The following is a 21,928-nucleotide window of genomic DNA, read 5'->3' on the forward strand; positions in this document are numbered from 1 at the left end:
TGGGGCCGTGACCGGCTGTGCCCGTCAGTTGCACGTCGAGGCCGCCGAGCGCCACTTCGGTTCCCGAGGTGGCCGCCGGCACATAGATCGTTGCCGCTCCTCCCCCCGTCGATGCGCCCTTGCCGAGAGACGAACCGGTTGCAATATCGGCAATGCCGGCCGTGTCCTTGGCGGACAGCGTGGCAGTGACCCCAAGCGTGCCGGCATCTGCCGGGACATTGACCGTCTGAATGCCGCCGCCGGTGCCGGTGAACGTTGCCGCGTGGTTGTGCGGCGGCAGGGTGGAGACGTTGAGGGTGGTGGTGGGTACGCCGGATTGCATGGCGAAGGGCTGTGTCGGCAGGCCGGGGCCCGTGCCGTAGTGGAGAATCGCCCGGCCGCGCAGATCGGGGAGACCGAACTGGCCGCTCTGGGCCGAGCCGCCGTACTGGGTGCCGATCAGGCTGTAGAGGGCCTGGTTGCCGTTGATCGCGATCAGCCGTCCGTCGGCCGGGAGCCAGTTCCGTGGGCACCAGTTGAACGCAAAGGCACAGACGGTGCCGATGTAGGCCTCCATGTTGCAGGCCTGTGCAGGCGTCGTGCCGACGACGAGCAGGCCGCCGCCCAGGCCGAGCGTTCCGGCGATGCCGAGGGCGGAGAGCCCCCGGGCAAGGGTATGATGCAGGTGGAGTTTGCCCTTCATGCCAGTCTCCTTCCTATTGCGCGCGGCCCGAATCGTGCCCGCAAAGTGCTATGCTGCGCATCGCAGTATAGTTTTTCAATCTTAAGTTGGTAAATATAGAATATTATCTCATTAGTTGTAATGCGTACCGCAAGGTTGCAAAGCGGGACGCCGCCCGGCGGAGCGGATTTCGGGCAGCGCGCTCGCGTGAAAGGTACATCCGCGCCGCGCCGCGCACTGGGGGAGGAGCGGTCGCCAGCCCCTTCGACGCGCGTGCGGCGGCGCTTGAGACGGTGGTTGAGACGGGCGAGGTGCACGATGGGAGGTCGAAACCGGGAGAGTTCGGCCCTAAAATGGAGTACACACACTCCGTTCCCGATGCACCCGATGTATGTAGAGTTATGAGATATCAATCGAACAGGCTGGCCGTGGCGCCGATGATGGAATGGACCGACCGCAACTGCCGGGCGTTCCACCGTCATCTCAGCTCCCATGCGCTGCTCTATACCGAGATGGTGGCGAGCGCCGCCGTCATTCATGGCGACCGGGAAAAACTCCTTGGCTTCGACGCCATGGAACATCCCGTTGCCTGCCAGCTCGGCGGCTCGGACCCGCGCGAACTGGCCGAGGCCGCACGCGTGGTCGAGGCGTTCGGCTATGACGAGGTCAACCTCAATGTCGGCTGCCCGTCCGACCGGGTGCAGTCCGGCCGTTTCGGCGCCTGCCTGATGCGCGAGCCGGAGCTGGTCGCCGAAAGCGTCGCCGCCATGCGTGAGGTCGTCTCGATCCCCGTCACCGTCAAATGCCGCATCGGCGTCGACGACCAGGACCCGGAAGAGGCGCTCGACCGGCTTGCCGACGCCGTGGTCGCGGCCGGCGTCGACGCGCTGTGGGTTCATGCCCGCAAGGCCTGGCTGAAAGGCCTGTCGCCTAAGGAAAACCGCGATATTCCGCCGCTAGACTACGACCGCGTCTACCGGCTGAAGCAGCGCCTGCCGGACCTTTACATCGGCATCAACGGCGGCATCGCCGACCTCGATGAGGCGGAGGCGCATCTTGAGCGGGTCGACGGGGTGATGCTGGGCCGTGCGGCCTATCATGATCCCTGGCTGCTGGCCGATGTCGACCGCCGCTTGCACGGGGCGGAAAATCCTGTGGCGACGCGCGAGGAGGCGGTCGAGGCCTTCCGCCCGTATATCCTGGCGCGGCTCGAAGAAGGCGGCCGGGCGAACCAGATGTTGCGCCACATGCTGGGGCTCTATCACGGGGTGCCGGGCGCGCGCTCCTGGCGCCGCCGCCTCACGGTGGACGCGGTGAAGCCGGGCGCCGGCATCGAGGTGCTGGACACGGCCCTTGCCGAGATTGCCAGTGCCGGACTGGACAAAGCGGCCGCCTTGGGTCAGTTAGAAGCCACGGGGTAGGCGACCGGCTGAGTCCGGCCCGCCCGTCCCCGCTTCCTTCCCGCGCCGCATCCAGTGGGGGCTTTCATGGATTTGTCGTCGATCAACGGCGAGGTCATCGGCCTCGCGCTTGCCCTTGTTGCGTCGGGCGCCGTCGCCGGCCTGCTTGCCGGCGTCTTCGGCATCGGCGGCGGGGCGGTGCTGGTGCCGGTGCTCTACCAGTTCCTCACCTGGCTCGGCGTCGACGAGTCCGTCCGCATGCACATCTCGGTGGCGACCTCGCTCGGCATCATCGTGCCGACGTCCATCCGCTCCTTCATGGCGCACAAGAAGCGCGGCGCGGCCGATCTCGAGTTGCTGAAGAGCTGGATCATCCCCGTGCCTGCCGGCGTGGTGGCCGCCAGCCTGGTCGCAGCCTATGTCTCCGGCGACAGCCTCAAGGGCATTTTCGCCGGCATCGCCGTGATCGTCGGCCTGCGCATGCTGTTCAACCGTGAAAGCTGGAAGATCGGCAACGACATCCCCGGCAATCCCATCCGGGCGATCTGCGGCGTGTTGATCGGCTTTTTCTCCACGCTGATGGGCATCGGCGGCGGCGTCATGAACAACACTTTCATGACCCTTTATGGCCGGCCCATCCACCAGGCGGTGGCGACCTCGTCCGGCACCGGCGTGCTGATCTCCATTCCCGGCGTCATCGGCATGATGTGGGCCGGCTGGGGCGAGCCGAACCTGCCGGCGTTCTCGCTCGGCTACGTAAACCTCCTCGGCGTGGCGCTGATCATCCCGATCACCACCTTTGCCGCGCCGTTCGGCGTCAAGATCGCCCATGCGCTGCCGCGCCGCTATCTCGAGGTCTTCTTCGGACTGTTCCTGCTGTCGGTGGCCGCCCGCTTCGCCTGGAGCCTGTGGGGCTGACGCCTCACGGCTCCAGGATCAACCTGTTGCCCTCGACTCGCCAGCTCTTGAGCCGGTCCATCGCCGACATGCCGAGCAGGCTCGTTTCCAGCGCACCCGGCCGGGCAACGAAGGCGCGCAGGTCCGCAAGCGTGAACTCGCCGATCTGCAACCGGTCCAGCCGTACGGTGGCGACCTCGGTGCGCCCGTTCGCCGTCGACACCGGAACCGTGTAGGACAGCACCGAAGGATCGATGCCGGCCGCCCGCGCATCGGCATCCGTCAGCGTCACGGCCGAGGCGCCCGTGTCGAACAGGAAGTCGACATCGGCGCCGTTGACCTGCGCGGCGATGCGGTAATGGCTGGAGCCGTCGCGGATGATCGTGATGGTGCCGGTCTGCGGATCGGTGAGCGCCATGCCGGGAACCAGCGTTCCGACCACGCGGCGGGCGACGACCTCCAGTTCGTCCCGCCAGGCATAGCCGGTGACCAGCAGTGCACCGAGAGCCCCCCAGATGAGCAGGCTGCGCAGCAGCGCCGGCACCTGGCGAGGGGAGGCGGCCATCGAGCCGCCGATCACCACGAGCAAGGCCAGCAGCGCGACGATGCGGGGGCCGGTTTCGGAATAGCCGCCGTCATCGCCCGGCATCTGGAAGCCGAACAGATACGCGACGAGGGCCGTCACGATCACGGCGGCCAGGAGCGCGAGGATGACGAGGCCTGCAGTCTTGCCGCGAAACATCAGCTTGCCTCCGCCGTCGAGGTGGTCCGCTCTGGAAGCGAGGCGTTGATCGCGCGCCGATGATCGTCCGAAAAGCCCGCCCAGCCGGCGATCTCGTCGAGCGTCCGCCGGCAGCCGACGCAAAGGCCGGTTGCCGGGTCGATCCGGCAAAGGCGGATGCAGGGGCTGTCGCTGCCAGTCATGTCTCTCGCTGGTCCTGTCGTTGCGGTGTCATCCATCCCATGTGGGAGATTTCATCGCCCGGACAAGATCGTGATCGGCGCGGCAAGGATCTTGAGCGGGAAGGTGACCGCCGCCTTGGCCGTGTTGCCCACTACGTCCAGGGTCGTCTCTGTCGGCCCGGATTGCTGTCGCAGCTCCAGCGACTGCAGTGCCTGGTTGAGTTCGGGCGCGACCTGGGCGAGCTGGGCGAACTTGCCGTGGTTCGCGGCATCGCCTCCCTTCACGGCAGTAAGGTCGATGACCACCGCGCCGAGCTTTGCCAGTTCCTCCTCGTCGCCATAGGCGCCGAGCCGCTCGCCGCCGGCGAGCAGGCTGGACGCCCGCAAGGCCCGGTCATCGCGGGAAACGAGGATGACATAGGGCCGCTCCGGCCTGCCCGTGCGGCGCAGCTGCGCCTTGAACACGTCGACATCGACATCGGGTGCGGCCATCGCGATCAGGCCGATCTTGTGGGCCGGCAACGGCTTTCCGGAGATGCGGATCTGGCGGATCGTCTCCGTCAGCACCCAGTTGCCCATCGAGTGGGCCAGCACATTGACCCTGTCGGCACTGGAGGCGGTGAGCGCACGCAGGGTCCGCTCGAGCGAGTCCCGCGCGATGGTGGCGCTGTTGGTATCGTAGAGATAGCCGGTAACGTCGCCGCTGGAGGCCCAGGTGAACAGCACCGCCACGCTCGGCATGTTGCTGTCGTGCTTCAGCTGCGTCATCCGGTAGAGCGCTTCGGGAAAGCGCGTGTTGTAGCCGTGGACGAAGAGGAAGACTTCGCGCTTGCCCTTCGGTCGTTTCGCCAGCTGGCGCTCCAGCTCGGCGCTGAAGCCCTTGTCGTCGAGATAGGCGGCCGAGCGCAGGGTGAAGTCCTTGGCCGGGTCGCCGGGCGGAATGGACGGCCATTCGATCGCCCCCGGCTTGTGGTCGGGCGGGACGGAAACGGTGGCGACCGCATGGTCGAGCCCGCCGCCGCGCTCGCCGCTGAACAGGCTGCCGCGGGTGGTGTCGCGCTTGCGAGTGGTGGCGACCAGGATCTCGTGCATCTTTGCGCCGGGTGCGGTCGCCTCTGTCTCGATCAGGCTGCCCGGGCCGGGACGCCCGGCGCAGGCGGCAAGGACCAGCGCGGCGACAAGGATCATCACCGCCGCCGGCCGGGCGGAGGCGTTTCTGCCGTAACGGGAAGCGGAACTCGGCACGCTGCGGACCTCACTTGAAACCGGCCGGCAGCGCCTGCCGAAAGCCGTTGTTCTTCTTATCAGCAAATGCGCCTGGATGCAGTCATTGCGCAAGGCAGAAGCCGAGAAGCAGGCCGACAAGGGCGAGCTGCTGTGTCGCGCCGAGCACATCGCCCGTGTGCCCGCCGATGCGTGCCCGTGCCAGCAGGGCGGTGCCGGTAGCTGCCGTAGCGGCAAGAAGCAGCGCGGCGAAGACGGCCGGGGCGGGAAGCAGGGCAAGACCGGTGAGCGCTGCGGCCAGGCCGAGGAGCATGGCAACCATCGCCGCGCGAGACGACGGCTGGCCGCTGGCCGCCGCGAGCCCGTCGGGGCGGGCAGGGGCAAGCGCCGTCCACACGCCGACCATGGCAGCGCGCGACGCGGCTTCAACCAGGATCAGCAGGAGAGCTGCCGAAAGCGCGCCGACACGCGCCATGAGGGCTGCGAGCAGCACGGCCCGCAATCCGACGCAGACCACAAGCGCCAGCGTGCCGAAAGCGCCGATGCGACTGTCCTTCATGATCTCCAGCCGCCGCTCGCGCCGGCTGGCGCCGAAGAACCCGTCGGCGACATCGGCGAGCCCGTCCTCGTGCAACGCGCCGGTGAGCATCATCGCGAAGGCGACGGCAAGAAGCGAGGCGGCAAGCGGCGGCAGGTCCGTGAGGCCGAGGAGGGCCAGCAGCAGGGCCGGCGGCAGGGCGAGCAGGGCGCCGGCGACGGGCACGAGCCAGGCGGCGCGGGAGAAGGCGGGAAGCTGCGACGGATCGTCCAGCCGGTTCGCCGCCGGGACGGGCACGCGCGAGAAGAAGCGCAGGCAGGCCGCAAGGTCGGCAGCCGCGCGCAGCACGGGGTCAGTGATCCTGTCGCGGGGGACTTCGGCCTCAGGCTTCATTTTTCACTCATCCGACTTTGCGAGCCTGCGCCCGCCGGTTTATAGATCGGCCCCCGCCCGCCGCCAAGATCGTGCGGACTGCCGATGCCAGCCGGAGTTTCCAGCCCATGTCCCTTTCGCCGTCCGCGCTTCCCTTCGACGACATTCGCAACCTGATCCGCCAGATGCCCGGACCCGACGAGGATGCGGTGGCGGAAGTGCGCGCCCGCGACGCGCAGCTGACCAAGCCTGCCGGTTCACTCGGCAAGCTGGAAGAGCTTGCCGAATGGCTGGCCGGCTGGAGCGGCCGCGGCCGTCCCAAGGTCAGCCGCCCGGTCGTCGCGATCTTCGCGGCGAATCATGGCGTGGCCGACAAGGGCGTCTCGGCGTTTCCCGCCAGCGTCACCCGGCAGATGGTGGAGAATTTCGCAGCCGGCGGCGCGGCGATCAACCAGATCTGCATCGCCCACGATCTCGGCCTGAAGATCTTCGACCTGGCGCTGGACATGCCGACGCCGGACATCACCGAGGAAGACGCCTTCGACGAGGCCAACTGCGCCGCGACCATGGCCTTCGGCATGGAGGCGGTCGCCGGCGGAACCGACCTGCTGTGCATCGGCGAGATGGGCATCGCCAACACCACCGTTGCCTCCGCGCTGCTGGCCGGCCTGTTCGGCGGTGTGCCGGGCGACTGGGTCGGGCCGGGCACCGGTGTCGACGCCGAGGGCATGGCGCGCAAGCGTGCCGCCGTAGAGCAGGCCGTCGCCCGGATCGAGGGGACCAGCGATCCGCTCGAGGTGTTGCGCCGCGTCGGCGGGCGCGAGCTTGCCGCCATGGCCGGTGCGGTGCTGGCAGCGCGCCTGCAGCGCACGCCGGTGATCGTCGACGGTTTCGTCGCGACCGCCGCCGTCGCCGTGCTGCATGCGATGGATCCGCGCGCGCTCGATCATTGCCTCTTCGCGCATCTGTCCGCCGAGCCGGCGCATCGCATGGCGCTGGAAAAGCTCGGCAAGGAGCCGTTGCTGGACCTGGGCATGCGGCTCGGCGAGGGAACGGGCGCAGCGCTCGCCGCCGGTATCGTGCGTGCGGCCGCGCAGGTGCATGACGGCATGGCGACGTTTGCCGATGCCGGCGTGTCGGGGAAGGGCGATAACTAACTCCCGCTTCCGTCTCAGCCGGCAGAAACCCGCGCCCTATAGGCGCTCGGCGTCTCGCCGGTCACGCGCAGGAATTCGCGGTTGAAGTTGGACTTGGTGTTGAAGCCGCTGGCCAGCATCGCGGCGGTCACGCCGTGGCCTTCTGCGAGCAGCTTGCAGGCGTGGCGGATGCGGTAGCCGTTGACATGGCGTGACACGTTCTCGCCCTGCGTGCGGTTGATCGCCGCCGAGAGCTGTTTCATCGGCACGTGCAGGCGCCGGGCAAGGCGCGCGAGCGTCAGGTCCGGATCGAGGCACGCACCGCCCTGGTCGAGCAGTGCGCCGAGACGTGCCATCAACTCCTTGTCGGCCTCGATGTCCGCCCCGCTTTCGGCTCCGGTCTCCCTGGGGACGGCCTCGTCGCTATCGGGCCCTTCGTCCTCTCCCACCGATCCGGGGCGCGCGGCAACGAGGCCGAGCAGGCCCACGGCCAGAAGCGCCAGCGACGAGGTGAGGCTGACCACCAGCGGGCGCAACCACGCTTCGCCGGACATCAGCGCGATGGCAATCGCCGTATCGCTGACCGCCGACAGCAGAAGCGAGGCGCCGACCGCCTGCCAGATCCGCCGGGGCAGATGGCCGGCCTCGAGCCGTGCGAGCGGCAGGTCCTCGCGGCCGCGCGCCTGATAGAGGATCGCGGCGCCATACCCGGCATACAAGGCGACGAGGGCGGCATCCGGCAGCCACTGCAATGCACCCTGGCCGAGCGGCACGGCAAGGGCGGCGGCAAGCGGCGCGGCCACATGCGGCAGCGCGCCGGGCAGGGCAGGCGCGCGGATCGCCGCCTGCCGGAAGGCGAGATAAGCGAGCGGGGGCACGAGCGAGGCGGTGACCGGCAGCACCGGCTGAAGCGCAGCGATGCCGTAGTGCTGGACCAGGGAAATCAGGGTGCCCTGCAGCGCCGCCGCCCCGAGCAGCAAGGGAAAGAGCGAAGGCCCGTCCCGCAGCAGCACGAAGCGGCAGGCCAGGAATGCCAGCACGAGAGCGACGGCAAGGGGGATCGGCAGGACGAGCATGAAGGGTCCTCGGTGAATCGTATCGGGCACGAGGCCGGACGCATCCCTGGTACAGGATCCGGTTGCAGTCGTCCTCGATCCGGTTTCAGGACGCAAGGGCGGGCTCGGGGTGGCATCGGGATCTCATCGCCACCCCGAAGGAGATCCCGCGATGAAACGTCTTGCCCTTGCCGCCCTGCTGTCCGTTCTTACCGTCCTGCCTCCCGTTTCCGCAGTTGCTGAAACGCTGGCGATCCCCGGCTACGACCGGATGGACGTACCGGCCCGTCACCGCGCCCTGCCGATTGCCGCCTCGCTCTGGTATCCGGCAGGCCGGGCGACCTATCGAAACCTGATCGGCGACAGCGTCCTGTTCGAGGGCGCGCCGGCAATGGTCGGCGCGGCGGTCGCCGAGGGCCGCTATCCGCTGATCCTGCTGTCGCATGGCTCCGGCGGCGCGATGGACGGGCTGACGTGGCTGTCGTCGCGCCTGGCCGCGCGTGGGGCCATCGTGCTGGCGGTGAACCATCCCGGCACCACGTCGGGCGATTCCTCGCCGCGCCGGACCATGCGGCTGGCGCCGCGCGCCGCCGATCTGGGCGCCGCCCTGGAGGCCGTGCTCGGCGACCCGCAGTTCGCCCCGCATATCGACCGCGAACGCATTTCCGCGCTCGGCTTCTCGCTCGGTGGCAGCACCGTTCTGGGCCTCGCCGGCCTGCGGTTCGACCGCGACGCCTTCGCCGACTATTGCCGGAAGGCCGGAGAGGAAGCGGCCGGTTGCGATTTCCTGGCGAAGGGCGGAGTGCGGCTGGATGCGTTGCCGGAGGCGTTTTCGGCCGATATGCGGGACCTGCGCGTCTCGGCGGTGATCTCGGTCGATCCAGGGTTCACCCATGCCGCGGCGGAGGAAAGCCTTGCCGGTGTCCGGGGGCCGGTCCTTTTCCTCAACCTGGGCGAGGAAGATCGCTGGCCGGCGGTGGATGTCGGTCCGCAGGGCAGCGGTCTGGCCGCCCGCGTGCCCGGTGCGCGCCATCTCGCAGTCGCACCGGCGCACCATTTCACCTTCCTTGGCGTGTGCAAGGAGGGCGGGGCGGAACTGCTGCGAAAGTGGCAGGACGATCCGATCTGCGACGATCCGCAGGGCGCGGACCGGGCGAGGGCGCATGAAGAGATCGTCGGGATCGTGGCCGACTTTCTCGGGCTGTCCCGGACAGGCGCCGAATAGAACGAAGGGCTCCGGACGGAAGGCGGCAGCGCGTGCTGCCGCCTCAGGACGCCTTGCGCACGATCATCCGCCGGGCGGCGCTGCGGCGCGGGTTGATGCCCGCGCTCGCGGTCTCTTCCAGAGCCGGCATGGCTTCCAGCACGCGCGAGGCCGGGAAGGTGATGATCACCTCGGTGCCTTCGCGCAGCTTGGAGCGCAGCTCGAACTTGCCGCCATGCATCTGCACCAGCGCCTGGACGATGGACAGGCCGAGGCCGGTGCCTTCCTCCGCGCTCTTGATGGCGATGGCACCCTGGCCGAAGGCCTGCATGACGATGGGAATCTCGTCTTCCGGAATGCCCGGGCCGTTGTCGCGAATGGAGATGTACTGGCCGCCGCCCGCGGTCCAGCCGGCCTTGATGTGCACCTCGCCGCCCGACGGGGTGAACTTCACCGCATTCGACATCAGGTTCAGGATGACCTGGCGCACGGCCCGCTCGTCGACCCACAGCTTCGGCAGGTCGACCTCATAGGCTTCCGTGATGGTGATGCTCTTCTTGCGCGCGCGGATCGCCATCATGTGCTTGCAGTCGTCGAGAAGCTCGGCCAGCGGCACGGCTTCCTCGGTGAGCTCGTAGCGGCCCGCCTCGATGCGCGACAGGTCGAGGATCTCGTTGATCAGGTTGAGAAGATGCTGGCCGGAATTGTGGATGTCGGCCGAATATTCGCGATAGGTGTCATTCTGCATCGGGCCGAGAAGCTGGTTCTTCATGACCTCGGAGAAGCCCAGAATGGCGTTGAGCGGCGTGCGCAGCTCGTGGCTCATGGTCGCCAGGAACCGTGATTTGGCGAGATTGGCTTCCTCCGCCCGCCGGCGGGCCTCGTCGGAGATCGCGTTCGCCTGTTCCAGTTCGGAGATCAGATGGTCCTTCTCGGCGCGGAAGGCCAGCATCGTCACGGTGGAGACGTGCAGCTGGTTGCCGAGCATCAGGAAGAAGCCCTGCGCGCCGATGGCCATGGCCATCATCGCGTAGTGGATCGCCGTCTGCTGGTTGAGGAACGACACGACGATCGCCAGCGTGATCGGCAGCGTGCCGGCGAGCAGGGCGCGGGGCAGGCTGGCCGACAGCATGGTCAGCATGGCGATGACGATCAGCATCGTCGCGAACTGGAAGATTTCCGAGCCGTCATGGCCGGGCGCGGTCGACTGCAGCAGGAAGAACCCGGCCCAGGACAGGCCGTAGAGCATGTCGCCGATGATCATCTGGCGGCGCCAGCGCGGCAGATCGGCCTCGGCCGGGGTTTCGCGCTCGAAGCGGCGGCAGGCCATCAGCAGCAGCGTGTGCGCGATGAGCGTGAAGACGAGCCAGCCGACGACGATGTCGACCCGCATCCACAGCAGCGAGATGCTGCCGACGATCAGCGCGAACAGCGGCAGCGCGAGCGCCGCGCTCAGGCGATTCTTGGCGAAGGTGAGCAGCAGCTCGTATTCGAAGTTCGGCGTAGAGCCGTCGCCCGTCGACAGCCGCTCGCGCACATTGCGCACGGTCTTCGCCACGTCGCGCCGTCGCCGGGCGCGCTCGCTGTTGAGGGCCGTTTTCGCCTCGCTGCTGGTGGTTTCCTGCGCGGACATGTAACTCGGGCACCTGGTTGCCGGGGCCTTGCCCGGTTGGATCGAAACAGGTCCAGTGTGGTGACCAACCCTTAATATCCGCCTCAAGGACGTGGTTAACCAAACGTCACGATCCTATATCGCGGGCGCATGGGCAGTCGGGGGCAAGGAGAGCGAATGACAGCGAAAAGCGGATCGGGGCTTGCCGCGCTGGCGCAGGAGATCGGCGCCTGCCGGGCCTGCGTCACGGCTCCGACGGGACGGCCTCTGCCGCACGAGCCGCGGCCCGTCTGCGTCATGTCCAGGACGGCACGCATCGCGGTCTGCGGTCAGGCGCCGGGAACGCGCGTTCACGCCAGCGGCCGGCCGTTCACCGATCCGAGCGGCGACCGGCTGCGCGAGTGGATGGGGATCGGCGAGGATGTCTTCTACGATCCTGCGAAACTCGCCATCGTGCCGATGGGGTTCTGCTTTCCCGGGCTCGACGACAAGGGCGGCGACCTGCCGCCGCGCCGCGAGTGCCGCCGGCTCTGGCACGACCGCGTCTTTGCCGCCATGCCGCAGCTGCGGCTGAAGCTCGTCATCGGCGCCTATGCGCAGGCCTATCACCTCGGCGACCATCGCCGCGGGTCGGTGCGCGAGACGGTCGCCGCCTGGCGCGAGATCCTGGAGGAAACCCGGGCCGAAGGCGTTGCGGCGATTGTGCTGCCGCATCCTTCGTGGCGCAACAATGCCTGGCTGAAGCGCAATCCCTGGTTCGAGGAGGAGTGCCTGCCGGTGGTGCGGGCGGAGGTGGCGCGTCTTCTGGACTGAGGCGGGCAAACAAAAAGGCCGGCGCCCGGGACGAGGCCCGAACGCCGGCGGAAGGTGCGGGGCGCGAGGCCCCGGGGAGTATCCCAGAGGGGGAAGCGTGCGGCCGATCAGCCGAAAAGGTCGCTCAGGAAGGTGCGGACCTCGTCGAGGACCGTGCGGTCCGAGGTCATCGGCAGGGTTTCGTCCTGCGACCAGCCGACCATGCTGTCGTCGTAGAGCGACACGTTCTTGTAGCCGAGCAGCTCGTGCAGCACGAACCAGTTGGTCGCGGCCCAGTGGCCGGTGTTGCAGTAGGAGACGATCTCCACCGACTTGTCGCCCAGCGTTGCCGGCACCAGCGCGGAGATCTCGGCCTGCGGCTTCAGCTGGCCCTTCGCGTCGTCGTAGAAGACGGCCTGGTCGAGGCTGACGGATTCGGGGATACGGCCGAAGCGCGTCGCCTTGGAATGCTTGTCCAGTCCGGCGAACTGGTTGGCCGGGCGGCCGTCGATCAGCACGGCGGAGGTCTCGAGGCGCTTTGCGACATCGGAGGTCTGCGCGAGATAATCGGCCCGCGGCTCGGCGACGAACATGTCGCCGACGGGCGTCACGTTGCCGGTCTCGACCGGATGGCCGGCTGCGACCCAGGCCTTGTGACCGCCGTCGAGGATGGCGACCGCGTCGTGGCCGAGATACTTCACGGTCCAGTAGACGCGCGCTGCGGCGGAGAACTCGGAGCTGTTGCCGCCGGCCGGCACGATCACCAGCGCCTTGTCTTCCGACAGGCCGAGCTCCGAAAGGGCCGCCTCGAGCTTCTCGACGGACGGAAGGATGCCAACCAGGTCGCCGCGGTCGGTGCGCCAGTAACCGGGATACTCGCTCCACACGGCACCGGGCACATGGCCCTTGAGATAGTCCTCCTTGCCGGAGCCGGCGAAGGGCGAGCGGATGTCGATGACGACGACGTCGTCGCGCTCGAGATTGTCGGCGAGCCATTGCGGGCTGACCAGCGGCGTCACTTCGGGCGCAGCAACGGCGACCGGTGCGGCGAAGGATGTGGCGACCACCAGAAGGGTCGCTGCAAGACGAGAGAACGCAAACATCTGCCTGCCTCCAGAAAAGATGGCCGCCTGCGAGCCTTGCAGACGCCTTTTCAAGGGAGGAGTTGACACCGGAGACAAAACGCGGCAAGCGAAATCGAGACGGAAATTGGAAGAAAAATCCAATATTCTCCACTCTCCAGCCAGTAGAAGAAAATGAGAGTTGCCTGAATGCGATTCATTGGAAAATGAATCCGTGCACCTCTCGAGCCGCCGAGCCAGGAACCCATGATCGACCGCATCGACAGACGCATCCTTTCGATCCTCCAGGAGGATTGCACCATTCCGGTCGCCGAAATCGGCCGCCGCGTCGGACTTTCCACGACCCCTTGCTGGCGCCGCATCCAGAAGCTGGAGGAGGACGGCGTCATCCAGCGCCGGGTGGCGATCCTCGATCCGAAGAAGATCAACGTGAAGGTCACCGCCTTCGTGGCGATCACCACCTCGCGGCACAACGACGACTGGCTGCGCAAGTTCGCCGACGTCATCTCCGAGTTCCCCGAGGTGATCGAGTTCTACCGGATGGCCGGGCAGGTCGATTACCTGTTGCGCGTCGCGGTGCCGGATATCGAGGCCTATGATGCGTTCTACAAGCGCCTGATCGCCAAGATCGACATCTCCGACGTCTCCACCTCCTTCGCGATGGAGCAGATCAAGTCGACAAGCCAGCTGCCGCTCGGCTATGTCCAGACGGAGAAGCCGCGCGCCGAACGCGACGACCAGTAGGGCGCGCCAGCAAGGGAGGCGAGACATGGGAAAGCATTCGCGGCGGCAGGGCCAGACCTGGCGACGGCTTGCGGTTGCCGGCCTGATGGCATGCGCCGTGTCCGCCGCCCCGGCGATGGCCGCCGACGGGCCGCAGATCCGCCAGGTGGAGCGGTCTTACGAGGACGTGCGCTTCGACCTGGAGAACGCGATCATCAATCGCGGCCTCGTCATCGACCATGTCTCCAATGTCGGCGACATGCTGGCCCGCACGGCCGCCGACGTCGGGTCGCAGACGCAGGTCTTCGTGAATGCGGAAGCGCTGCTGTTCTGCTCTGCCCGCCTGTCGCGCGCGGCAATGGAGGCGGCGCCGGAAAACCTCGCCTTCTGTCCCTATTCGGTGTTCGTCTACGAGACGCCGGATGCGGGCGGAAAGGTCTCCGTCGGCTATCGCCCGCTCCCCGAAACGGGAAGCGAGGCATCGCGGGCCGCCATCGCCGAGGTGAACGCGCTGCTCGCCGGCATCGTTGAGGAAGCTGGCGGCGAGTGAGCGAGCCGATGCCGGTCTCGCCTCAGGCGTTCTCGCCGACCTGCGGCCAGTAGGTGCCGAGGCACCAGACATTGTCCTCCGGGTCGCGGCAGATGAATTCGCGGCTGCCGTAGTCGCGGGTGACGAGCGGCTCGACGATGACCGCGCCCGCCGCCTCGGCGCGGGCGAAGGCCGCATCGATGTCCTCGACGGCGATGTAGAGCGTCTTGCCGGCCGGGCCGTCCGGCTGGCCGACGATCTGCGCGAAATCGTCGTCGCGCGCCTGTCCCAGCATCAAGATCGAGCTGCCGAGCGCGAGCTCGGCATGGGCGATCGTGCCGTCAGGCGCCTCGTGGCAGGTATGGACGGTGAAGCCGAAGGCCTGTTGCAGCCACTCCACCATCTGGCGGGCGTTGCCGAAGCGAAGGGCCGGAAAGATGCAAGGGGCAGAGGATGTGGTCATGGGTCGTCTTTGTCCTCGTTGCGGAACGAGGGCAGAGATAGCCGCCGTATCCGGCAGACGATTGAACAAATGTCACCTGCCCGGCGGGTCGTGCCAGGTCGCGGAGCCGAGTTTGTCGAGGCTCAACCACCATGCGCGCGGCGTGAGCCCCGCGAAGTCCTCGAACTCCCTGATCATGTGCGCCTGGTCCGAATAGCCGCCGGCGCAGGCGATATCCGCCCAGTCGGGGCGCTTCGCCGCGCGGGCAAGCGCCTGCGCCCGGTTGAAGCGGGCGATGCGGGCAACTGTCTTCGGCGAAAGGCCGAACGCGCGCGAGAAGCGGTCGGCAAGATGCTTGCGGCTCCAGCCGATCCGCGTCGCCAGATCGTCGATGCGATGCACAGCTCCGGACGCGATGAGGCCGAAGGCAGCGTCCACCAGAGGGTGGGAGGGCTCTGCGGCCGCCGCCCCGAAGCGGGCGGCGAGGAAGCCTTCCGCGCAGTCGAGCCGGGCGTTCCAGTCGTCGGTATCCTCCAGGCGCCGACGAAGCTCCGAGATCTGCGGATGGGCAAGATCGGCCAGCGGCACCATCCGTCCGGCGAATTCGGACGCCGGGATGCCGAGGAGGCGCTGCGCGCCGACCGGCGTCAGATTGACCTGCAGGCAGGCGGAGCGGCCGCTCGAGGCGATGAAGATGCGCGCAGTATCGAGACCGGCGATGAAGCTCGGCTGCTCGTCTCCAGCCACGGGCGCACGGCCGAGACGGATGCGGAAAGGCGTGCCGAAACTGATGATCAAGGGGGCGGCGAGCGAGGCGGTCTCGATCTGGCGGATCGCAAATCCGCCCGTTTCCTCATAGGTGGCGACTTCGGTGTAGAAGGGGCGCAGGGCAGGCGGCGCGGGCCTGTGCAGGAAGACGACCTCGCAGTCGGCAGGCATGGTCATGCCAGGTGTATGCGGGGCGGGAAGGCCCGCCTCCGGCGGTTCTTGATCGGCAACAAGTCCAATGGGGTCGCGCCGATGGTCTGTCCGTGTGGTCATGGCCCAGGATGCTCCCGGCTCCTCCCCCTCAGCGGGGTCTGGGATGAGGCGCAGGGTGGCGCAGTCCGGCGCGGCATGCAACCCGGCCGGCCCGGCGGCAAGGCGCCGCCGGGCTGTTTTCAGGTTTACTTGTCGGCGTTCTGCAGCCGGGCGATCAGGCTGGACGTGTCCCAGCGGTTGCCGCCCATGGCCTGCACTTCCGCATAGAACTGATCGACCAGCGCGGTGACCGGCAGGCGGGCGCCGGTCTCGTTGGCGGTCTTCAAGCAGATGCCGAGATCCTTGCGCATCCAGTCGACGGCGAAGCCGAAGTCGAACTTGTCGTCGCGCATGGTCTGCCAGCGGTTCTCCATCTGCCAGGACTGGGCCGCGCCCTTCGAGATGACCTCGATCACCTTGGCCACGTCGAGATCGGCCTTCTTGGCGAAGTGGACCGCTTCCGACAGGCCCTGCACCAGACCGGCGATGCAGATCTGGTTGACCATCTTGGTGAGCTGGCCGGCGCCGGCCGGGCCCATGTGGCCGACCATCTTGGCAAAGCACTCGATGGCCGGACGGGCGGTCTCGAAGGTGTCGGCATCGCCGCCGACCATGACGGTCAGCGCGCCGTTTTCCGCGCCTGCCTGGCCGCCGGACACCGGGGCATCGAGGAAGCCGCAGCCCTTGGCCTTCGCGGCCTCGTAAAGCTCGCGCGCCACTTCCGCCGAGGCGGTGGTGTTGTCGATGAAGATCGCACCCTTCTTCATGCCGTGAAAGGCGCCGTCCGGGCCGGTGGTGACCGAACGCAGGTCGTCGTCATTGCCCACGCAGGCGAAGACGAAGTCGCAGCCCTCGGCCGCCGCAGCCGGCGTTGCGGCATGCGAGCCGCCGTGCTCGGCCGCCCACTTCTCCGCCTTGGCTGCGGTGCGGTTGTAGACGGTGACCTCGTGGCCGCCACGCGACTTGAGGTATCCGGCCATCGGATAGCCCATGACCCCGAGACCGATGAATGCAACTTTCGCCATTGCGCCCCTCCGTTTGCATCTGTTGGCTGAGCCATCCCGGTCGGGACGGCAATTGTATGATGTCGCATCCTCTTTAGCGCATCATCGTGCCAGTGTCAGGTAGCAGTGCCAGGGGCAAGCGTCGGCAAGGGGCATATCGGAGGCGAGGTCTCGCGAAGAATGCCGGCCGGAGCGCAGGGCTCCGGCCGATGGTTCACTTGTCTTCGCAAGCGGTCGGCGGGTTTGCAGCCCGGCGCTTCACCGGACGCCAGATCTGGCGCGGCGCTTCCAGGGGAGGCAGGACCTGGTCCTCGGCGCGCAGCGCGATCAGATAGGTTCGTGCAAGTGCGTCGATCATGTTCGGCTCTCCATCAACGGCGTTTCATTGAGGAAAGCATTGCGGTTTTCGCCCGTTCATGCGACTCAGGAAAAACTTGATCATGTAAGTGAGGCTTACATATGGACTGGAGCCGGATGCCCTCGCTCGCCAGCCTGCGCGCCTTCGCTGCGGTGGCCGAGGCGGGAACGCTGGCGGCGGCGGGACGCAAGCTGAATGTCAGCCACGCTGCGATCAGCCAGCAGGTGCGGGCACTGGAAGCGTATCTGGGGGCCGAACTGGTGGTGCGCGAGGGGCGGGGACTTGCCCTGACGCAGGAGGGGCGCGCGCTGGCCGGCCATCTCGACGAGGCCTTCTCGCTGATGCACAGGGCGGTGGCGGAACTCACCGACGCCGACCGTACCCGCCCGCTGCAGGTGACCATGACGCCGACCTTCGCGGTCAGCTGGCTGATGCCGCGCATCTCCGAGTTTCGGCATCGGCACCCGGATATCGAACTGATGCTGAACCCGACGGCGGACGTGGTCGAGCTCGAGCCGGGCGGCGTCGATCTCGCCATCCGCTTCGGCAAGGGGCAGTGGCGGGGGCTGAATTCGGAGCCGCTGCTGCTGACCGGATTCGTCGTCGTGGCGGCGCGCTCGCTGGTCGGCGACGCGGATTTCACGGATCTGACGAAACTGCGCGAGTATCCCTGGCTGCAGGAACTCGGGGCAAATGAAAGCGCCAACTGGTGGGACCGCCAGGGCATCGCCCCGAACCGCGGCACCAACCTGCACTTGCCCGGCTACATGATGCTGGAAAGTCTGCGGCGCGGCGACGGGGTGACAGCCGCCGCGCGCGCCTTCATCGAGCCGGAAATCCGCTCGGGCCATCTGCGGGTCCTGTTCGAGGACGAGGAGCGCGGCAACGGCTACCACCTCGTCACGCGGCCGGGTGTGCAGCGGCCGCCGCTCAAGACCTTCATCGCCTGGCTGCGAAGCCACCGCGACGGGCAGGGTGCCGCGTCGGGCTAACGGGCGAGCGGCGCAAGGGCGGAGGACAGGTCCGCGATCAGGTCGCCCGCATCCTCGATGCCGACGGACAGGCGCAGCAGGTTGACCGGAACGCCGGTGGCGTCGCCCTCGATGGTGTGGCGATGCTCGACAAGGCTCTCGACGCCGCCGAGCGAGGTTGCCCGCTTGATCAGCTCCAGCCTCCCGGCGACGGCAAGGGCTTCCGCGGCTCCGCCCTTGACCAGGACCGACATCAGGTAGCCGCCGCTCGTCATCTGGCGGCTGGCGACGCCGTGCGAAGCGTGGCTGGCAAGGCCCGGATAGAGGACGCTCTCCACCGCGGGATGTGCCTCCAGCATCTCGGCAACGGCCTGCGCATTGGCGCACATGCGCTCCATCCGCAGGGACAGGGTGCGCAGGCCCCGCAGCAGCAGATAGGCCTCGAAGGGACCGAGCACCGCACCGGCATCGTGCCGCTCCTCGCGAATGAAGCGCCAGGCGTCGCTGTCCGCGTCGCGGCAGGTGACGATGCCGGCCAACACGTCGGAATGGCCGTTCAGCGCCTTGGTCGCCGAATGCACGACGAGATCCGCGCCGAGCTCCAGCGGCTTCATCAGCAGCGGCGTGGCGGCGGTGGCATCGACCGCAAGAACGGCCTTCAGCGCATGGGCAGCCTCGGCGATGGGGGCGATGTCGGCGACGGTCAGCCAGGGGTTGGACGGCACCTCCAGGAAGACGAGGTCCGGCCCGGTCTCGCGGAGCGTCTCGCAGAAACGCGCCGTGTCGGCCGCATCCGCCTCGATCAGGGCGATGCCCGCATGAGCGCAATGCTTGCGCAGCCAGGAGGTGGTGCCCCAATAGATACCGGACTGCGCGACGATGGTGCCGCCCGGCCGCACGCTGCGCAGCGTCGCGGAGATTGCGGCCATGCCGGAGCCGAAGGCGCGGCTCTCGGCGCCGTTCTCCAGCGTGGCGACGAGGCTTTCGATCTGCCGCACGAGGTCGCTGTCGTCCCGCGAGTAGATGTGGGCAGCGCTGGTCAGCCGGTAGTCGGTGTCGCGGGCGAAGGTGGTCGCGGTGTGGATCGGCGGAACCACCGCGCCGTTGACCGGGTCGATGCCGCCGCCGCCATGGGCGAGAAGCGAGGCGGGAGCAAGGCTGCGGTTGGTCGTTTCGGCCATGGGGAAACTCCGGTGAGACTGATCTTGAGGCAAGCGGTAGCCGCGAAACGCCGGCCCCGCAATGGGGCAGGCGTTACGATTTTTCGCGGAAGGGAACTGGTCAGTTGCGGCGCAGGTGCCGGGTCAGGCGTAGCTCGATCTCGTCCCAGAGCCGTCGCAGCGCCTCGACGACGATGAGATAGAGCACGGCCGCCCAGATATAGGCCTGGAAGTCGAAGGTGCGCGAATATGCCCGCCGCGTCTCGCCCATCAGGTCGAAGATCGTCACCAGCGAGACGATGGCCGAGCCCTTGATCATCAACACCAGCTCGTTGCCATAGGGACGAAGCGCGACGATCATCGCCTGCGGCAGGATCACCTTCCAGAAGGTGATGCCCTTGCGCAGGCCGAGCGCGGCTGCGGCCTCCCACTGGCCCTTGTCGACATTCTGGACCGCGCCGCGCAGGATCTCGGCCTGGTAGGCGGCCGTGTTCAACGTGAAGGCGAAGACGGCGCAATACCAGGCGTCGCGGAAGAACCACCACAGGCCGATGTCGCTGAAGAAGGGGCGGAACGTGCCGGCGCCGTAGTAGATCAGGAAGGCCTGGGCGAGCAGCGGCGTGCCGCGGAAGAAGTAGACATAGGCGTAGGCAATACCGGAGATGAACGGGTTGCGCGAGGCGCGCGCCAGCGCCACCGGCAGCGACAGTGCCGCGCCGGCGACCATCGACAGGCCGACCAGTTGCAGCGTGATGATGATGCCGTCGAGATACTTCTGCCAGTAGTCGCGGAAGAAGTCCGACATGACGTTGCTGGCGAGGTAGTAGAGCAGGTTGGCGCCGGCAACGATCCAGAGCGCCATGAGGAGATGGCCGGCGATACGCGCTCCGGTCCAGCGGCGCTGGCGGGCCGGCGGTGCCGGCTGCGGGGCGAGCGTCTGGCTGCTGACCCAACTCATCGCGGTGCCTCGCCGCGACGCGTCCAGGTCTCGATCCGGGACAGCCCGGCAGACGAGATCATGGACAGAACCAGATAGATCAGGCAGGCGCCGCCGAAGAACAGGAAGGGCTCCTTGGTGACGCGGGCGGCGATGCCGGCCCACCGCAGGAGGTCGTCGAGCCCGATGGCCGACACGAGGGCGGTTTCCTTGAGCAGGATCAGCCAGAGATTGCCGAGCGCGGGCAGGGCGAGGCGGATCAGTTGCGGCAGGATGACAAGACGCATCGTCAGCGAGCGACTGAGGCCGAGCGCATAGCCGCCCTCGTACTGCCCCTGGCGGATCCCGCGGAACGCCGAGAGGAAAGCCTCCGAGGCGTAGGACGAGAACACCAGCGACAGCGCGACCATGCCGGCGACGAACGAGTTCACGTCCACGGTCGCGCCGGTGACGAAGACGCGGGCGATCTCGTTGAGCAGCATCTGTCCGCCGTAATAGACGAGAAACAGGGTCAGCAGCTCGGGCAGGCCGCGGAAGATGGTGGTGTAGACATTTGCCGCCGAGCGCAGCGACGGTTCGCCGGAGTTCTTGGCCAGCGCGATCAGGAACCCGAGCACGAGGCCGAAGGGCAGCGAGGCCAGCGCCAGCGACACGGTTACGAGAACGCCGCGCGCGATCTCGTCGCCCCAGCCGTCCGGGCCGAACGATATCAGGGTGAGAGCTTCATTCATGCGACGGAACCGCTGGTCTTAGCGGGACGGCAGACGACTGCCGCCCCGCGAGGTTCAACGGTCGTCAGCCGCCATAAACGTCGAAGTCGAAATACTTCGACTGGATCTGCTCATAGGTGCCGTTGGCGCGGATCGCCTCGATGGCCTTGTTGAACATTTCCTTGAGCTCGGGCTCGTTCTTGCGGATGGCGATGCCGGCGCCCTCGCCGTTGATCACCGGGTCCGGCGTCAGGGTGCCGAGCAGCTTGCAGCAGGCGCCGTCCTCGGTGGCGAGCCACTCGGACAGGACGACGACGTCGTCGATCACCGCATCGATGCGGCCCGAGGCGACGTCCAGCTTGTACTCGTCCGGCGTCGGATAGAGCTTCAGCTCGGCATCGCCGAGCTTGGCCTCGGCATAGTTGGAGTGGGTGGTCGACGACTGCGCGCCCAGCAGCTTGCCGGCCAGCGCTTCCTTGGTCGCGGCCGCAATGTCGCTATCCTTGGGGACGGCGATGGCCGGCGGCGTGTTGTAGTACTTGTTGGTGAAATCGACCTTCTGCAGGCGCTCCTCGGTGATCGACATGGAGGCGATCACTGCGTCGAACTTGCCGGCCTGAAGCGCCGGGATCATGCCGTCCCAGTCCTGGACGACGAATTCGCACTCGACCTTCATCTCGGTGCAGAGCGCCTTGGCGATGTCGATGTCGAAGCCGACGAGCTGGCCGTCGGAGGTCAGGTTGTTGAAGGGAGGATAGGCGCCCTCGGTGCCGATCAGCACCTTGGTCCAGTCCTTGGCCTCGGCTGCGCCTACGGTAGCAATGGCCAGCGCGGCTGCAGCCGCGATCTTCATCAAACGCATCATGTATCCCCTGCGGTACTGTTTTCTGCCCGCGTCCATTTTTCCGGCGCGAGGTCAGATTTCATACTCCCATCAAAATTATCCGAAGTTCAACCGCTTTACGCTGGATTGTCCCCATCGCTCACACAGAACGGGGAACGTTGTTCCGCAATTGTTTCCGGTATCGTAGGGGAAGGTGCAGGGAGTTTTGCGTCTGGACTAGAGCCCTTTCGGCCAACTCGAAGTCAATTCTGCTTCTTGATTGGGGCGGCGATCCGGCGTCGAAACGGTCGCCGTGCGATGCCGTAGCATCGGGCAAGATCGCTCCGTCAGAACGGCTCCGAATTGGCAGAAAGG

Annotated in this window: 23 protein-coding genes and 1 pseudogene; 8 read left to right on the forward strand and 16 right to left on the reverse strand. The window is 67.4% G+C overall.

The window, feature by feature from the left end:
• Positions 1-379 precede the first annotated feature (379 nt).
• Positions 380-682 (reverse strand): annotated as a pseudogene (locus GH266_RS23675) (phage tail protein); the annotation flags it as partial.
• A 380-nt stretch (positions 683-1,062) separates the two neighbouring features.
• Here GH266_RS23675 and dusA point away from each other — a divergent pair.
• Together dusA and GH266_RS00015 are read left to right on the forward strand one after the other, a co-directional pair.
• Entirely contained in the window at positions 1,063-2,082 is a 1,020-nt protein-coding gene (gene dusA / locus GH266_RS00010; protein ID WP_158192068.1) for a tRNA dihydrouridine(20/20a) synthase DusA, read from the forward strand.
• 66 nt (positions 2,083-2,148) lie between these two features.
• Entirely contained in the window at positions 2,149-2,979 is an 831-nt protein-coding gene (locus GH266_RS00015) for a sulfite exporter TauE/SafE family protein (protein WP_158192069.1), read from the forward strand.
• A gap of 4 nt (positions 2,980-2,983) precedes the next feature.
• Here GH266_RS00015 and GH266_RS00020 read toward each other — a convergent pair whose 3' ends face one another.
• The 4 genes from GH266_RS00020 to cobS form a co-directional block, all read right to left on the reverse strand.
• Entirely contained in the window at positions 2,984-3,700 is a 717-nt protein-coding gene (locus GH266_RS00020) for a retropepsin-like aspartic protease family protein (RefSeq protein WP_158192070.1), read from the reverse strand.
• The gene (locus tag GH266_RS00025; RefSeq protein WP_158192071.1) at positions 3,700-3,882 is read right to left on the reverse strand and encodes a DUF1289 domain-containing protein; all 183 of its coding nucleotides are present in this window, start codon (positions 3,880-3,882) and stop codon (positions 3,700-3,702) included. Before GH266_RS00025 ends, GH266_RS00020 begins: the two co-directional genes overlap by 1 nt.
• A 51-nt stretch (positions 3,883-3,933) precedes the next feature.
• Entirely contained in the window at positions 3,934-5,049 is a 1,116-nt protein-coding gene (locus tag GH266_RS00030) for an alpha/beta hydrolase (RefSeq protein ID WP_158192072.1), read from the reverse strand.
• Between the two features lie 139 nt (positions 5,050-5,188).
• Entirely contained in the window at positions 5,189-6,016 is an 828-nt protein-coding gene (gene cobS, locus GH266_RS00035) for an adenosylcobinamide-GDP ribazoletransferase (RefSeq protein WP_158192073.1), read from the reverse strand.
• A gap of 107 nt (positions 6,017-6,123) precedes the next feature.
• Between cobS and cobT the strand changes: the two genes are divergently transcribed.
• The gene (gene cobT, locus GH266_RS00040; protein ID WP_158192074.1) at positions 6,124-7,152 is read left to right on the forward strand and encodes a nicotinate-nucleotide--dimethylbenzimidazole phosphoribosyltransferase; all 1,029 of its coding nucleotides are present in this window, start codon (positions 6,124-6,126) and stop codon (positions 7,150-7,152) included.
• 14 nt (positions 7,153-7,166) lie between these two features.
• Here the strand turns inward: cobT and GH266_RS00045 are convergent, their stop codons facing one another.
• The gene (locus GH266_RS00045) at positions 7,167-8,207 is read right to left on the reverse strand and encodes an AraC family transcriptional regulator (protein WP_158192075.1); all 1,041 of its coding nucleotides are present in this window, start codon (positions 8,205-8,207) and stop codon (positions 7,167-7,169) included.
• Positions 8,208-8,358: 151 nt separating this feature from the next.
• Here GH266_RS00045 and GH266_RS00050 point away from each other — a divergent pair, with 151 nt between their 5' ends.
• Positions 8,359-9,411: an alpha/beta hydrolase family protein gene (locus GH266_RS00050; protein ID WP_158192076.1), complete on the forward strand. Its 1,053-nt coding sequence runs from the start codon at positions 8,359-8,361 to the stop codon at positions 9,409-9,411.
• Positions 9,412-9,454: 43 nt separating this feature from the next.
• On the opposite strand, the gene GH266_RS00055 is transcribed toward GH266_RS00050, so the two are convergent.
• Positions 9,455-11,023 (reverse strand): sensor histidine kinase, encoded by a 1,569-nt coding sequence (locus GH266_RS00055; RefSeq protein WP_158192077.1) that lies wholly within the window; start codon positions 11,021-11,023, stop codon positions 9,455-9,457.
• A gap of 156 nt (positions 11,024-11,179) precedes the next feature.
• Between GH266_RS00055 and GH266_RS00060 the strand changes: the two genes are divergently transcribed.
• Positions 11,180-11,815: a uracil-DNA glycosylase family protein gene (locus GH266_RS00060; RefSeq protein WP_158192078.1), complete on the forward strand. Its 636-nt coding sequence runs from the start codon at positions 11,180-11,182 to the stop codon at positions 11,813-11,815.
• Between the two features lie 107 nt (positions 11,816-11,922).
• Here the strand turns inward: GH266_RS00060 and GH266_RS00065 are convergent, their stop codons facing one another.
• Positions 11,923-12,897 (reverse strand): sulfurtransferase, encoded by a 975-nt coding sequence (locus GH266_RS00065; protein WP_158192079.1) that lies wholly within the window; start codon positions 12,895-12,897, stop codon positions 11,923-11,925.
• 228 nt (positions 12,898-13,125) lie between these two features.
• Here GH266_RS00065 and GH266_RS00070 point away from each other — a divergent pair, with 228 nt between their 5' ends.
• Together GH266_RS00070 and GH266_RS00075 are read left to right on the forward strand one after the other, a co-directional pair.
• A complete protein-coding gene (locus tag GH266_RS00070) occupies positions 13,126-13,620 on the forward strand; it encodes an Lrp/AsnC family transcriptional regulator (protein WP_185926488.1) in 495 nt (164 codons plus the stop codon).
• A 25-nt stretch (positions 13,621-13,645) separates the two neighbouring features.
• Positions 13,646-14,149: a DUF302 domain-containing protein gene (locus GH266_RS00075; protein WP_199270411.1), complete on the forward strand. Its 504-nt coding sequence runs from the start codon at positions 13,646-13,648 to the stop codon at positions 14,147-14,149.
• Positions 14,150-14,171: 22 nt separating this feature from the next.
• Here the strand turns inward: GH266_RS00075 and GH266_RS00080 are convergent, their stop codons facing one another.
• From GH266_RS00080 to GH266_RS00095, 4 genes are all read right to left on the reverse strand, one after another.
• Complete coding sequence (locus GH266_RS00080) at positions 14,172-14,591, reverse strand: VOC family protein (protein WP_158192080.1); 420 nt, start codon at positions 14,589-14,591, stop codon at positions 14,172-14,174.
• 72 nt (positions 14,592-14,663) lie between these two features.
• On the reverse strand, positions 14,664-15,515 hold the full coding sequence (locus GH266_RS00085) for a helix-turn-helix domain-containing protein (protein ID WP_158192081.1): 852 nt from the start codon (positions 15,513-15,515) through the stop codon (positions 14,664-14,666).
• A gap of 221 nt (positions 15,516-15,736) precedes the next feature.
• Entirely contained in the window at positions 15,737-16,615 is an 879-nt protein-coding gene (locus tag GH266_RS00090; RefSeq protein ID WP_158192082.1) for an NAD(P)-dependent oxidoreductase, read from the reverse strand.
• 193 nt (positions 16,616-16,808) lie between these two features.
• Positions 16,809-16,952, reverse strand: coding sequence for a hypothetical protein (locus tag GH266_RS00095; protein ID WP_158192083.1), 144 nt, complete (start codon positions 16,950-16,952; stop codon positions 16,809-16,811).
• Positions 16,953-17,053: 101 nt separating this feature from the next.
• On the opposite strand from GH266_RS00095, the gene GH266_RS00100 reads away from it, so the two are divergent.
• Positions 17,054-17,944, forward strand: coding sequence for a LysR family transcriptional regulator (locus tag GH266_RS00100; RefSeq protein WP_158192084.1), 891 nt, complete (start codon positions 17,054-17,056; stop codon positions 17,942-17,944).
• Here GH266_RS00100 and GH266_RS00105 read toward each other — a convergent pair.
• The 4 genes from GH266_RS00105 to GH266_RS00120 all read right to left on the reverse strand — a co-directional run bounded on the left by GH266_RS00105 (position 17,941) and on the right by GH266_RS00120 (position 21,592).
• On the reverse strand, positions 17,941-19,104 hold the full coding sequence (locus GH266_RS00105) for a trans-sulfuration enzyme family protein (RefSeq protein ID WP_158192085.1): 1,164 nt from the start codon (positions 19,102-19,104) through the stop codon (positions 17,941-17,943). The genes GH266_RS00100 and GH266_RS00105 overlap by 4 nt on opposite strands.
• 100 nt (positions 19,105-19,204) lie before the next feature.
• Positions 19,205-20,041, reverse strand: coding sequence for an ABC transporter permease (locus GH266_RS00110; RefSeq protein WP_158192086.1), 837 nt, complete (start codon positions 20,039-20,041; stop codon positions 19,205-19,207).
• On the reverse strand, positions 20,038-20,751 hold the full coding sequence (locus tag GH266_RS00115; RefSeq protein WP_158192087.1) for an ABC transporter permease: 714 nt from the start codon (positions 20,749-20,751) through the stop codon (positions 20,038-20,040). Before GH266_RS00115 ends, GH266_RS00110 begins: the two co-directional genes overlap by 4 nt.
• A 64-nt stretch (positions 20,752-20,815) precedes the next feature.
• Positions 20,816-21,592, reverse strand: a complete 777-nt coding sequence (locus GH266_RS00120; RefSeq protein WP_158192088.1) for an ABC transporter substrate-binding protein — start codon at positions 21,590-21,592, stop codon at positions 20,816-20,818.
• Positions 21,593-21,928 lie beyond the last annotated feature (336 nt).

This window comes from Stappia indica (genome assembly GCF_009789575.1).
GTDB lineage: Bacteria > Pseudomonadota > Alphaproteobacteria > Rhizobiales > Stappiaceae > Stappia > Stappia indica_A.